This is a genomic window from Mucilaginibacter sp. CAU 1740, from assembly GCF_039839285.1.
In the GTDB taxonomy this organism is placed as follows: Bacteria; Bacteroidota; Bacteroidia; order Sphingobacteriales; family Sphingobacteriaceae; genus Mucilaginibacter.
In genome coordinates this window covers 38,370-52,377 of record NZ_JBDOQS010000001.1, presented here as the reverse complement: position 1 = coordinate 52,377, position 14,008 = coordinate 38,370, and the positions used below count along the sequence as shown (strand labels likewise).

At 44.2% G+C, this 14,008-nt stretch carries 9 protein-coding genes; 4 read left to right on the top strand and 5 right to left on the bottom strand.

Annotation, left to right across the window (positions count from 1 at the left end; all coding sequences use genetic code 11):
- Nucleotides 1-34: 34 nt before the first annotated feature.
- Both AAFN85_RS00210 and AAFN85_RS00205 read left to right on the top strand, forming a co-directional pair.
- On the top strand, nucleotides 35-1,486 hold the full coding sequence (locus AAFN85_RS00210; RefSeq protein WP_347524748.1) for a serine hydrolase: 1,452 nt from the start codon (nucleotides 35-37) through the stop codon (nucleotides 1,484-1,486).
- Nucleotides 1,487-1,589: 103 nt separating this feature from the next.
- Entirely contained in the window at nucleotides 1,590-2,504 is a 915-nt protein-coding gene (locus AAFN85_RS00205; RefSeq protein ID WP_347524746.1) for a DUF6624 domain-containing protein, read from the top strand.
- A gap of 125 nt (nucleotides 2,505-2,629) precedes the next feature.
- On the opposite strand, the gene AAFN85_RS00200 is transcribed toward AAFN85_RS00205, so the two are convergent.
- The 3 genes from AAFN85_RS00200 to AAFN85_RS00190 form a co-directional block, all read right to left on the bottom strand.
- The gene (locus tag AAFN85_RS00200; RefSeq protein WP_347524744.1) at nucleotides 2,630-2,809 is read right to left on the bottom strand and encodes a hypothetical protein; all 180 of its coding nucleotides are present in this window, start codon (nucleotides 2,807-2,809) and stop codon (nucleotides 2,630-2,632) included.
- 223 nt (nucleotides 2,810-3,032) lie between these two features.
- Nucleotides 3,033-4,823 (bottom strand): cellulase family glycosylhydrolase, encoded by a 1,791-nt coding sequence (locus tag AAFN85_RS00195; RefSeq protein ID WP_347524742.1) that lies wholly within the window; start codon nucleotides 4,821-4,823, stop codon nucleotides 3,033-3,035.
- Between the two features lie 37 nt (nucleotides 4,824-4,860).
- The gene (locus AAFN85_RS00190; protein WP_347524740.1) at nucleotides 4,861-6,267 is read right to left on the bottom strand and encodes a glycoside hydrolase family 30 beta sandwich domain-containing protein; all 1,407 of its coding nucleotides are present in this window, start codon (nucleotides 6,265-6,267) and stop codon (nucleotides 4,861-4,863) included.
- Nucleotides 6,268-6,546: 279 nt separating this feature from the next.
- On the opposite strand from AAFN85_RS00190, the gene AAFN85_RS00185 reads away from it, so the two are divergent.
- Nucleotides 6,547-6,918, top strand: a complete 372-nt coding sequence (locus AAFN85_RS00185) for a response regulator (protein WP_347524739.1) — start codon at nucleotides 6,547-6,549, stop codon at nucleotides 6,916-6,918.
- 429 nt (nucleotides 6,919-7,347) lie between these two features.
- Here the strand turns inward: AAFN85_RS00185 and AAFN85_RS00180 are convergent, their stop codons facing one another.
- Entirely contained in the window at nucleotides 7,348-10,305 is a 2,958-nt protein-coding gene (locus AAFN85_RS00180) for an outer membrane beta-barrel protein (RefSeq protein ID WP_347524737.1), read from the bottom strand.
- A gap of 405 nt (nucleotides 10,306-10,710) precedes the next feature.
- Between AAFN85_RS00180 and AAFN85_RS00175 the strand changes: the two genes are divergently transcribed.
- On the top strand, nucleotides 10,711-10,983 hold the full coding sequence (locus AAFN85_RS00175; RefSeq protein WP_347524735.1) for a hypothetical protein: 273 nt from the start codon (nucleotides 10,711-10,713) through the stop codon (nucleotides 10,981-10,983).
- Between the two features lie 336 nt (nucleotides 10,984-11,319).
- On the opposite strand, the gene AAFN85_RS00170 is transcribed toward AAFN85_RS00175, so the two are convergent.
- A complete protein-coding gene (locus AAFN85_RS00170) occupies nucleotides 11,320-13,962 on the bottom strand; it encodes a zinc-dependent metalloprotease (RefSeq protein WP_347524733.1) in 2,643 nt (880 codons plus the stop codon).
- Between the last annotated feature and the right edge of the window lie 46 nt (nucleotides 13,963-14,008).

Sequence of the window (14,008 nt, the reverse complement as noted above, 5' to 3'; positions counted from 1 at the left end):
ACCTTGTGCAGGTGAACCTATCTAAAACAAATCAATGAATACCTTAAGCAAAATTTTATTGTCCGCGGAATTTATAACCGCTCCTTTATTTCTCCTGGCCCAAACCAATACTGCCGAACAAATTAAACAAGTTGAGAACAACCTTTTTGGCCGGGTACAAATTGCCGGCGAAAAACCATGGAACCTGGCCGACAGAATGGCTTTCTATAAAATTCCGGGCTTGAGCATCGCTGTGATCCAAAACCATAAAATTGTTTGGGCGAAGGGTTACGGTTTTGCCAACGACAGCGCAAAAACGCCGGTAACGGCTCAAACACTTTTCCAGGCGGCATCTATCAGTAAATCACTAAATGCGGTTGGTGTACTTAAGCTGGTACAGGATAAAAAGCTTGATCTGGATGCAGATATCGACACCTACTTAACCTCGTGGAAGTTCCCTTATGATAGCGTTTCCAAAGGTAAAAAGATCACTACATCCAATTTGCTAAGCCATAGCGCGGGGCTTAATGTACACGGTTTTGGTGGCTATGAGCCAGGCGCTCCCTTGCCCACTATTGTGCAGGTGCTTAATGGAGAAAAGCCGGCCAATACGCCGCGGATCCATTCGGTTACCGCGCCAGGTTTAAACTATCAGTATTCGGGCGGTGGTATTACCGTTTCGCAACTGATGGTGATGGATATTACCCATCTGCCCTACGCCGATTATATGAAAAAGGAAGTGCTTAAACCATTAGGCATGAACAGCAGTACCTATGCGCAACCGGCAACCGATGTTGACAAAGCGCTGTTAGCTACAGCTTATAATGAAGACGGCAAACCTATCAGGGGCAATTACCATATCTACCCGGAACAAGCGGCCGCCGGTTTGTGGACAACCCCGACAGATCTGGCCAAATACATCATCGCTATGCAACAGGCATATGAAGGCAAATCAAGCAAAGTATTAAACCAGGCGACAGTAAAACAAATGTTTACCGTGCATGCCGGTAATGATGTAGGCCTCGGTGTGTTTATCAGCAAGCCCGATAGCGTTTTTTATTTTAGCCATGATGGTGCCAACGCCGGTTTTCGTGCCCGCTACGTTGGTAGCTTTGAAGGCGGAAGCGGTGTAGTGGTAATGGTGAACAGCAACAACGATGGCGTTATCAGCGAATTGATCAACAGTGTAGCAAAAGTTTATGGTTTTAAAGGCTTATATCATCCCAACATAAAAACACTTGTAACGGTACCTGCCGACGTATTGAAAACCTATACCGGCAAATTTTTGATAGGCCCGCCGCGTACTTTAACCATTAGCGAAGATGCCGGGCATCTGTTCGCCCAGGCCATCGGGGATATTAAACGTGAGCTTTACCCGCAAGCGGCAAACCATTTCTTTTTCCGCGATCTGCCCTACGAACTGGAATTTACTAAAGATGTCGATGGCAAACAGCATTTGATATTTTATGGTGACGGCGGGAAGATGGAATTGAAGCGGGCCGAATAACCGTGCCCGTTAAAAAATGTTAAATAAGCCGGTTTCAATATCATGAAACTGGCTTTATCCGTTTGATAGCTGTAAATTAAGCCATCAAACCTTTATCATGCGGTTGAAATATCTTCTACTGTTGCTCATCATATCTGTATGTGTTATTCCGGCTAAAGCGCAGGATAGAAATGCTATGTTTCGTGCAGCCGATTCTTTATTCGCCATAAAAAAATATAAAAAGGCGGCCAAGCTTTACACCGTTTTGCGCGCTAATGCTAACGGAATCATGGATACCACGCATCTTTATAACGCCGCCGCCTGCTGGGCCGCGCTGAACGGGCGCGATAGTGCCTACCGCTACCTGGAGCTACTGAGCAAACGAAGATTTAAAAATTACGATAAGCTTGCCACCGAACCACTTTTTAGAAAATATCAGCGCGAAGCACGTTGGGAAGTATTAAAGGATGCAGTAATCCATAACCGCACGCAGTTAATTGAGCCGGTAGCTATCGAGTTTTCGCAAATGCTGAAGGAGTACCAAGCAAACTATGATAAATACATAACACTGCTTAACAAACACGGGCAAAACTCGGCAGCGGTAAAGGACTTTAAAGAACATCTGCACGAAACGGATTCCCTTAATTTTATTAAGGTATCATCTATTGTTAATACCTACGGATGGAGGGGGAAAACATACTTTGGCCGTGATGCCGCTGAAGCCCTAATTATTGTTTTAATGCATGCTGATATCGCCGGGCAAAAAAAATATTTTTCGATAGTACGCAATGCCACCCTCGAAGGCGCTTTACCTGCCGAAGGCTTTGCCATAATAGCAGATAATATCGCCCTGAACGAAAACAATACGCAGATATACGGAACGCACGTACAACAGGCCAATGATGGCCAATACCAAAGCTTCGCCATAGCCGATGAGGCCGGTGTTGACGCCCGAAGAGAGGAAATAGGCCTTTGTTCGCTTGCTATTTATCTGCACAATTTTAAGCCGGATAGCAGATCGTACTATCTGGTAAAATAATAGCACCAATGTGTTGCTGATTTACTGTTTGCTGGTGCACGCCTGTGGCGTGTACCCCATTAAGCGTAGCAAACTAAACGAGCATAGCACAAGCTCATCACTATGGATATTATTCTATCAAAAGCTTAGAAAAAGCAAGGCCCCCTGTTGCTCCCTATCGCGAATTTATTTACCCTGCCGTGCGAGTGATCGCAGTGGCTGTGGTTGCGGTAAGTTTTTTGGTTTGATGGCTGGCAGTTTACGGGTGCTGCAGGAATAGTTTCAGTCTTATCAGGCTGACTAACTATGGTAGTTTGTTTTTTCATAACGACTCCTCCTTAGTTTAGATCATGTAGATAATTGGTATAATAAATTTAAGTATAAGCTTATTGATTTACAATAGATTGTAAAGAAAAAATAAAATAAAAATGCGTCATTGCGAGGTACGAAGCAATCGCGGACTATACAGGGCGGACCTGCCTCCGTGCAATTGCTTCGTGCCTCGTAATGACGCCTTATTTATGGCTCTACAATAGCCTCACTATTAGTTTACTTCCCTTTCCAAAACTGCAGGTAATGTAAATTATATCCGCCATTATCGGCCTGTACTTTTATTCTATTAGCACCAGCCTTCAGCACGATGTTTTTAACAGCGATAACCTGCCACTTTTTTAATCCACCGGTGTTTGGCACTGCTTCTTCCTTTGCCTGGGTAGTGTTATTAACCAATACCGATAGCTTGGCATCATCGGTAGACGAAGCAATTTTTAGGCTGATGGAGTAAACGCCGGGAGTTTTAACAAAAACGGTGTACTGTGTCCACTCGCCGGTTTCAATATGGTCAACATAGTAGCTGTTGTATTGGGTCGAGTCTTTAGTAATGTCCACACCATCATTGCGGTAAACATGGCCGCGGTTGCCTACGCCCGGTTTGCCAGATGTGTGGTAATCGGCAGTATCGGTATCAAAATAAGCTGATCCGTTGCGCCCCAGATCATAGTCAACAGCGTTAATAATAGTGCCGTTGCCTATTTTATTAGCTTTAAACGGCTTGGTAGCTGCCGAGTGCGGCTGACGGAAAATAGCATCGATCACATCATGGTGTATAATGGTGTTTTCCAGTTTAGCATAGGTGGCTAACTCTAAAGTTCCGCTGTAGACATTGCTTTCTTTTGGTTTGTGGCGGCCAGTGTTCATGTATTTAGCCACATCATCGTAGTTTAGGTTGGATACAATTTCCATAGGGTTGTTGATGCCCAGCTTTTTAAGCGGCCACAAGCTCCAGCCAATGTTGTTGCGCTCCAATAAGCCGATAGCCTGGCTTATCCATGTGTTAGAGTTTTCGCCGGTTTCGCCAAGCCATACGGGGATGTTGTACTGGTCGCGGGTTTTTACAATATGCTCTACCGATTTTTGATCGTTAAAGTTCCAGTATTTATGGAAGCTTAGCACCATGTTTTTATCCCATTGCGGCAATATGCCATTGTAGTTATTACCCCAGCCATTGCCCTCAATAATGATGATGTGCTTTTTATCCACCTCGCGGATGGCGGCGGTAATATCAACCATCAGTTTTCTTAATGGTGCATTGGTTTTTTCTTTCAAACCGTTCTTATCATTCTGCGGATCATCAAAACCCCAGTTCGGCTCATTGATGATATCATAAGCGCCAATGTAGGGTTCGTTTTTGTAGCGCTCGGCCAGTTTACGCCAAAGAGCGATGGTTTTGGCCTTGTTGGCTTCGCTATCCCAAAGCGATGGTTTGTCCGGGTCGCGGTCGGATATGTTAAGATCATTACCCTGGCCGCCTGGTGTGGCATGCAGATCAAGAATGAGATACATGTGGTTGGCTTTACACCAGGCCAGCAGGTCGTCGGTCATTTTAAAACCTTTTTCAATCCAGGTGTTTTGACCTGCAACCGGTTCTTTATCAACCGGCAGGGTGTACAGGTTGTAATGCATCGGCAGGCGGATGGAGTTAAAACCCCAGCGCTTCATCGAATCCACATCAATTTTGCGGGTATTGTTGGCCAGCCAGGTATCATAAAACTCCTTGGTTTCGGCCGGGCCCATCAGCTCCTCCAGGCGCTCGCGGATGCGATATTGGCGGCTGTCTTTATTAATGTGCAGCATATAGCCTTCCTGCAGCATCCATCCCCCTAAACCCATCCCACGCAGTAATACATTCTGCCCTTTTTCGTCGACTATTTTTTTGCCATCGGCCTTTAAAAAACCGGTTTGCGCGTTGCCCTTCAAACTGAATAATAAAGCAGGGGCTGCCGCCAGCAATGCCTTGGCTGCGGTGCTTAGTTTTATATTTTTTATTAATGCTGTTAACATGTTGTTTGCGTTTTTAAAATTTAGCCTTGCCGTTTTACTACCAGATGTATGTACCTACCGAACCTTTATCTAAAGTGGCCGCCAACACCTTACCATCGTATTTAATATTGAAGCTTTGAGCACTATCGCCGGTGTTGGCTACGATCAGTACTTTTTTACCATCGGGCGTTTTAAAGGCCACGTTGGGCAGGGCGTCCGAACTGTTTGAAGCGATCCTCACCGAACCAGGGCGTACAAATTTAGAAGCATGCGCTACCGAATAGTAAGCTACGTTTTTCTTCACCTCGTTTTTGTCAATAGTAACAGCACCCTGGCACATTGGGCAACCACCCCTATCGGTGTATGGTTTATATTCCGGGTCGGCGGCAAGGTTCCATTCCAGCACGTTGCGGCTCCAGTTGCGGGTAGCGCCTATGATGAGGCTTTTTACCGGCCAGGCGATGTTGATGGTGCTTTGATTTTCAGGTTCAACTGTCATCTGCTCGGTAAAGTAGATGTTTTTATCAGGATGGGCGTTGTGTACATCCGTTAAGGCCGAAATGTTGCCGCCATACAAATGGAAGCCTGAACCATCAATATATTTACGCGCTGCCGGATCGTTCAGGATAGAGATCGGGTAATCGGGCCTGTCGGCATTGTGATCATAAACAATAATTTTTGTTTTGATACCAGCGGCTTTAAATGCCGGGCCGAGGTTGTTTTTAATAAAATCACCTTCATCCGGCGCAGGCATCAGCAAGCTTGGGTTATTGCCGGGGTGCAGCGGTTCATTCTGAATGGTGATGGCGTCAATGATAATTCCGTTAGCTTTCATAGCCTGGATATATTTAACCAGATATTTGGCGTAAACTGCATAGCAATCAGCTTTTAAACGGCCACCTCGGGTATCGTTATTGGTTTTCATCCAGGCCGGTGGCGACCACGGTGAGCCTAATATTTTTATTGACGGGTTAATGGCCAGGATCTGTTTCATCACCGGGATCACATCCGTTTTATCCGGGCCGAGATCAAAATGTTTTAAAGTTGGGTCGGTTTGACCATTAGGCATGTCATCGTACGAGAAAACTTTTTCGTTCAGATCAGATGCGCCAATGCTTAGCCTCAGGTAGCTGATGCCAATATTATCGGCCGTAACAGCAAAAAGGTTTTTAAGCAATGCAGCACGGCTGTCGGCACTCATCCTGATGATGTGCATGGCACTGCCACCTGTTAACGCGAAGCCAAATCCGTCTATCGCCTGGTAACGCGGCTTATCTTCTACAGTAATGGTTGTACCGTTTTCCTTGCCGGTTTTAAATACAAGGTTGGTTTTCTGCTCTTGAAAAAGCACCGACCTATCGGCTTTGGTGAGCCATAAAGCGGCCTTCGTTGTTTGCGCGCTTACCGGTGCAAGCGATGCTAAAAGCAGGCTGCCCAATAAAATCGATTTGATTTGCGTGTTCATGAAATATAATTTACAGGTGTATTTGTTGGTATGATCTGAGTTTAATACAGGCTTTGTGAATTGGATTGGTAAAAGTATTAACGTTTTCAACAAAAAGCAGTAATTAATCGGTTACAAACGTGCAGATGAGGGCTTGTAGTAGTTAAGAAGTGGTAGTTTTTGCAAACAACAGCACAACTTTTGCGTTTAAAATGTTGTTTAAACACGTTTAATTTACCTTTCAATTTAAAACATTTGTTTTTATGAAAACATGTTTATAAATTCGGGTTCAACTATCTCATGAGCACTCTACAAAAGAAGATCATCATCTTTGATGATGACGAAGACATCCTATCTATTTGCAGTTATATTTTAGAAGAACAAGGATGGGAAGTGCATACCTACAACGATTGCAATAACATCGAAGAAAAAGTATCAGCCATTTTGCCAGATGTGATCATGATGGATAACTGGATCCCCGATTCGGGAGGCATCATAGCTACGCAAACCCTCAAAAAGAACGATACACTAAAGGATATCCCGGTTATCTACTTCTCAGCCAACAGCGATATCCAGATCCTGGCCAGCCATGCCGGCGCCCAAACCTATTTAGCCAAACCTTTTGATCTGGACGATCTGGAGAAGGTAATTAATAGGGTTATTGCGGCGTAAGAGAAACTTAAAAATCGACGCCTGTTTTCTTAACTTGGCATTATTAAAAGCGGGCGTATCGCTCTTGATGACAATGTGTTTTAAACATGTCATTGCGAGGTACGAAGCAATCGCACGGAAGCATGGCCGCCCTTTATAGTATGCGATTGCCACGTCGCCCCCAAGCCCTACCTTTGCCCGCTCCTCGCAATGACATGGCGGAGTATGCACGATTGTTGCGTTCATTTTTAGCCTAATTAATTTTTATGGTGTTCCCTGCGGGCCGGGCTTTCCGCTCATACTACACAAGGCCTTAGCCACAGGGCCGGTATCCGCTGCAATCCCTAACACGTGTATCATCTTTGCATCATACAAAAACAAAGAAGGCCTTCTGCATTCCCGCAAAAAGCCCCTCTGTTTGTTATATATGCTTTATCTTTAATCAGGTAATTAAAACGCACCTGGTCCGCCCGGACCACCACCACCAGGGCCTCCACCCGGACCGCCTGGGCCACCGCCATCGCGGTTAAACCTGCGCTGGCCAGGTTCTTGTGATGGTGCCTTGCCTGCAAATTTTTGCAAACGCAGAGTAAAGCTCAACAGGTAGTAACGCCCCAGTTTATTCACATTTGATTGTGTGGTGATGTTACCGTTAACTACCGAAGTGTACCCGGTGTTTTGGTTAAACATATCATACGCCGCTAAACGGACGGTTGCGCGATGATCTTTCAAAAAGCGGCGCTCAACGTAGGCATTTAAAATGTTAGGGTTTTTGATCTCCAGGCTGCTGGCGTAACCGTAGTTCACTGTACGGGTGAAGTCGTAGCTCAATGTCCAGTCTTTCCAGAAATAGTTTTTTCCGGCCAGTCCCATATTTAAGGTGCGGAAGTTCGAGCTGCCGTCAATCAATTCGGTATGTACGGTATTGGTGGTTTTGTTAATGCCGTAGCTGCTGCTGGCTTCGGCATCAATAACATCAACAATATTTACCCTGAATTTTAGGCCCGGGGTAAAGTTGAGGTTTTTTGATATGTTTTTAAGCGCGGTAGCCGAAGCTGCTACATTGTTGCTATCAATACTGTTTGAAAACGCGATGTTATTAGTGTAGCTAAGCGCACCATTAAATTGCAGAGTGAATTTACGCTCGGCCCACGGTTTTGCGTAAGTAATGTTGGCTCCGCCAGTATAATACCCATCGGCATTTAGGTATGTTGTTAGGTTGGTGCTTTGCAGGTTTTTTAATGAAGGGTCTGCCGCTAAAGCCGCCGCGCTAAACTTACGTGGGTAGGTAATGGTATTTTGAACTATTTTATTTTGGGTAGCAGTAAAATTTAAATTGGTGAAAAAGATATCACCGGTTTGGAAACTGAAGTTATTGTACCTTAAAGTAAAGTTATTGGCAAACTCTGGTTTCAGGTTAGGATTACCCTTTACAGGATAAAGCGCGTTCGAGAAATCGATAACCGGCTGTAACTGGCTAAATGATGGTTGGTTGCTGGCTCCGTTGTAATTGAAGTTTAAGCCTTTTCCCCTCGAAAAATTGTAGGTGAAACGCGCTGTTGGAACAACATTAAAAGTAGTTACATGGGTAGCCGAGTCATTTTTAAGGTTAAGACCGTTTAATGTGGCCGGCTGTACGCCAATACCCATGGTGAAATTATATTTCTTCTCAACAAAGCGATAGTTCAACCCTACCTTGTTTGTAGTGAAGTTGTATTTGTAGTTGTTACTCAGCAAATCGTAGTTATTAAAAGTATTTGCAGCGCTGAGTGTATCTGTTTCCTTATCGCTTCTAGTTGATGAGCGGTTGAAAGCATAGTTTAATTCAAGGTAACCGTTTTTGCTTATCGGCTCCAGGTACGACATATTTGTACCTACACTGGTAACTCGGCTATTGGTAAAGATCTGCTGGTTTTCGGGCGCTGTATGCGGTGCGCCGTCGGCGTACTGATAAGTTGGATTATCAAACTGCGTGGTTTTTGATGAGTTGGCGCTCACATTGATGCTGAAGTTACGGCCATGTGCGTTAAAGCGGTGGTTATACAATACGTTAATACCGTAGTTTGGTGAGGTTCCGTCGCTGTGCGATAATGATGTATAAGCCTGATCTTGCAAGCCTCCAACGGTTGATGATACCGCCTCGTTGGCGTTGGTGTTAGTGCTCGAGTAGCTAAAATTAGGGGTTATTTTAAAATAGTTAATGGTATCAGGCTTCCACTCAACGTTGAAGGTGAAGCGATGGTTGATCGGATTGTCTGTCTGGTCGCTTTTTTGGTTACTTACACTTGGGGTTTGGAAGTTGTTGGTTTGGATAGACGAACTGATGGTGTGCGTAGTATTATCGGTAAAGCTGTAGCTTCCGTAAACCGAAACGGTTTTACCCCATTGGTCGCGATAGTTGGCTCCTATGTTATGTGCATTGGTAATACCGTTGGCACTGGTTGTTGAACCGCTGGATCCGCCACGTAAGGCGTTACCACGACCGCCGCCCCCACCGCCGAAACCGCCGCCTCCCCCACTTGTTGGCGAGCCATAGGTAAATGTATTTACGTTGGTGTTATTAATTGTTCCTAAAACTGCTATTTGCTGGTCGTTATTAAAATTAAAAAACTTCAGATCGCCCAGATAACGGTTAGCGTTAGATACGCCTGGATCTTTAGGTAAATAATCGTTACCATCAGCAGCCGTTGCCTGACCAAAGTAGCCATGGTTTTTATCCTTGCGGATGGTAATGTTCAGGATCTTGTCCGGTTCGCCGGTTTTAACGCCGGTAAGGTTGGCCTGGTCGCCGTAATCATCAATTACCTGGATACTTTCTACCACATCAGCAGGCAGGTTTTTGGTCGCGGTTTTAACGTCCCCGCCAAAAAAATCCTTGCCGTTAACACGCACTTTGGTAACTGATTTACCTTGCGCGGTTACGTTGCCGTCTTTATCCACATCAACGCCGGGTAGTTTTTTCAATACATCTTCAACCGGGGCGTTTTCGCGTACCGGGTAGGCGCTTACTTTATATTCGGTAGTATCTTCCTTTAAAACAACCGGGTTAACACCAACAATGGTAACCTGGTTTAGCATATTGGTTTCGGCCTGCATTACAATAGCACCCAGATCAACCGGTTGGGTGCCGGCATCAAGCGTGTAGTGTTTTTTGATAGATGTAAAACCGATAGATGAAATGGTAAGCGTTAGTTTATTGCCTTTAACAACCGGAAACGAGAATTTTCCGTTGATATCGGCTATGGCTATGGTGCTATCGCCCGATGTTGAAACCAGCTTAACACTGCTGCCTGGGAGCGATAGTTTGGTAGAATCGACAATAGTTCCCTTTACTTCCCTGCCCGTTTGCGCGTGAGATGCGAAGGCAAGAAAAAAGGTAAAACTCAAAATAAGGAGAAGGGCTTTCATAAATGTTTTTTCAGCGTACAATTTGTTGTGTTTTGGGTATTAGACGTATTTGAACCGCAAATGTTCAACTTAAAATGTATATATAGCTTAATCAATATATGATTGTTACATTTTAAGCTCGTAAAGGCCTATCAATCATATTATTGTTACATGTAATAAGTGATTTTAGTAGCCAAATTTCATCTGTTTTTCATCAACCGGCAATTCCATAAAGGATTGGCCATTTAATCAAGGATCTTTTACGTTATAAGCTGCAACAATTGGCTTGTTTATCTCGTAAATAATAATCGATAACGGTAAAACGTTAAATAACTCACACCAGTAATAAACTATTGTTTAAAAACTATTGATGTAATGGTAACATTGTGGCATGAATTTTCGTTATACTTAATCAAACATTAACCTATGAACAAAATTAGCAACTCGCTGCACACAAAAGTGCACAAGTGGATCGACGCGATCGGTTTCAGGCTAAATGCCTCACAAACTAATGGCAGAAGCCATATAACCACTAATCATTATTTTTTTGAAACGTTTAACTTTTTCGAAAAATCGAAAAAAGGACATCCTGAATACACCAAAATTTTATGTTTTGATGCCTATGGCGAAAAGATAAATGTGAAATCGCTGCTTGATTTGCAAGTCGCTTTTTTTGAAAATATCAGCCAGTTGAAGTAGGCTTTTGCTTCACATCATAATAACATTTCGTTCCAGCCTGTGGTCGGTGTTTTCACCGCACCATATGATTTGTTTATCGTGAGGTTAATTGAAGGAACAGGGCCAAGGGAGAGTGGTGCGGTGAAAACACCGACCACAAGCTGAATCTTATACGCCGTGCTAATCAATCATGCTTATAGGGTTCAGGGTGTACAAGATTTCTTTCGCCCTCACGCTCTTTCCTCCTCCGCTCCATCGAAATGACATATAGGATTTAAAGCGGATTCGTTTTCAAATAAAAAATCCTGCCCCAAAAATGAGGCAGGATTCTAAAATCATCCGAAACTTCAGTTCAGATTAAAAATCGAAAGTTGTTTTTGGCCAGCAATTAGTGCTGCCTGCTTTCGGATCTAAATTATTTGGTACCGGAGTGGTAATGCCCCTCATCATCATGCCGTTAATATTAACAACCGGACGGGTTGGATTAAGTGCTTCCTTGATCCTTAAACGTAAGTCGGCGTAGTGTGCCGAGGTAATAGCGTCACCGCCTTTTGGCAAACCAGCATCAATTTTCCTCAACTCAATACGTACCATAGGTCTGATATCAGACATGGCAATGTTTATAGGTGTTAAGCCCCAATTGGCCAGTGCCGCCGCCGGAATACCCTGGTACGAAGGACTCGCATCAAGGCTTAACAACGTTTTAAGGTAGTCAACATAGGTACGTTGTAGGCTGCGTTTGTAGCTGTCAGGAGTACCTGCTCCGAATATACCGGTGTGCAAATCAGTAAATAACTCAGCTACGGTGTAAGCATTTTTACCGTTTTTGGCTTCGTTATCATACATACGGGCCAACCTTGATGGGTTTATCTCGTTTGCTAACAACGATGCCTGCATTGATTTGATGCGGTTAATCACTACACCGTTATCAAACTTAGCCAGCTCTGGCTGGTTAATTAACCAAGTTGGAGTTTTGTACAATTGCTCGTTCAAAAATGCGGCTGCTTCATGCTGACGGGTTTTGGCTACGAAATCATACACAGCACCTTTCTGATCGTAAGTTTTAAAGTTTTCGTTCATCCCGCCAATGTTGGTGGTAACGTGGCCCATGTAACGGTAAAACTGACCAAGCACTTCGTTATAAAGTTCGCTCAGATCATCATAATCCTCATTTTTTTGGTACGACCATTTTTCGAGGTTAGGCAAAATACGTTTCAGGTTGGCAATACCGTAAGCGCTTGCTTTCATGGCATTGTCGCCTAAATCTTCGTTCTGCAAACGCGGATCGATAGAAGTGCCCTGGCGACCGAAGTAATATTTAGGGTCACCTGCGTGTTTATCAGTCCATTTGGCAAGGATCTCTTTTTCCTGCTCAGGTGTTTTATTGCCCGGGAACCAGCTGTACCCCCATTTGATCGACCAGTCATCATACTCGCCAATTTGCGGGTAAAGGTGGGTTACACCATCACCCGGTTGTGCGATATAGTTAAAACGGGCATAATCCATAATTGATGGAGCTGTGCCGTGTTTATCAGTAAATGATTTTGAGCGCAATGAATCAACCGGGTAAGCATAGCTCGAACCAAAGTTGTGCGGTAAACCAAGGGTGTGACCAATTTCATGCGATGATACAAAGCGGATCAGCTCACCCATTTGCTCATCAGTAAATTGAGCGTGGCGCGCGTTAGGGTTTACGGCGGCTGTTTGGATCAAATACCAATCGCGTAATAATTGCATAACGTTATGGTACCAGCCAACATGGCTTTCCAAAATCTCACCGCTGCGAGGATCGGAAACGTGTGGGCCGTAAGCGTTCTCCACATCCGATGCGAAATAACGGATCACCGCGTAACGTGCATCCTCAGTGCTAAACTCGGGATCTTCTTTTTTAGTAGGAGCTACTTTAGCAACAATAGCGTTTTTAAAACCAGCGGCCTCAAAAGCTTTTTGCCAATCGTTTACACCTGCAATAAGGTATGGTACCCATTTTTTAGGTGTTGCCGGATCTATGTAGTAAACAATTTGTTTTTTAGGTTCAACCAGTTGGCCGTTTGCGTAAGCAGCAGGATCTTTTGGTTCCAACTTCCAGCGATGAATGTAGGCGGTAACCAATGCTTTTTGCGCGTTGGTGCCGTAATCTGTTTGGCCCTGACCAAAAAAGCCAACCCTCGCATCCATAATCCTCGGTTTCATTGGCGTTTTAGGTAACAACAACATCGAGGTATTCAGCTCGAAAGTAATAGCACCTGTGCTGTTATCTGTTGGCGATTCGCCGGCGCGGTATGTTTTTAACGAGTGCGCTTCAATGTTTATCGGGAAGCTTTTAATGGTATCGATATATGAGCGCGAGTTATCAAGGCCCATTGTTTTGTAGGCTTTCTTGATCTCGTCAGATAAACCTATTGCCTGAGTATCGCCATTGTAAAAATCAGTAACATCAATTAAAACACCTGTGGTATCTTTATTAAATGCCTTAACCTCAAACGATGCCAGTACAGCATCAAGGTTTGAGTTTTTTACCGATTGGTACATATCGCTGGTACTATCGGCACGCATTGAAAAGCTTGGTACACGGATAAACACTTGCTTATCGTGGCGTTCCCATTTCCAAACCTGGTCGTTAATTTCTTCACCGCCATATTGCTGACCAAAAGTGCGCAGTCCACCCGGTGTTTTAACAAAACGGGTAACCACCAGCATTTCGCGGTTGTTTAATGAATCGGGAATTTCATAGTAGTACTTGCCATCAACCTTGTACAGGTTAAATAGGCCGCTATCTACTTTGGTTTTTGCCGGGATCAGGTCGCTGAATTTTTTGATGCCCTCTTTTTTTGGCGCACCGGTTGTGGCGGTAGTTACCGTTCCGGAGGCTGTTGTTGTGGTTTTTAGGGTTAGGGTTTGATTGGCGGCATGCTTTTTAGTAGCGCACGACCCCGCTAAAACTGCAAGCGCCAATACTGAACCGCGCATATAAATGCCCGGCAACGAATGTCTTTTCATTTATTAATAATAGTTAAAACGTAAACTTATATAAAAAAAGGCTTCT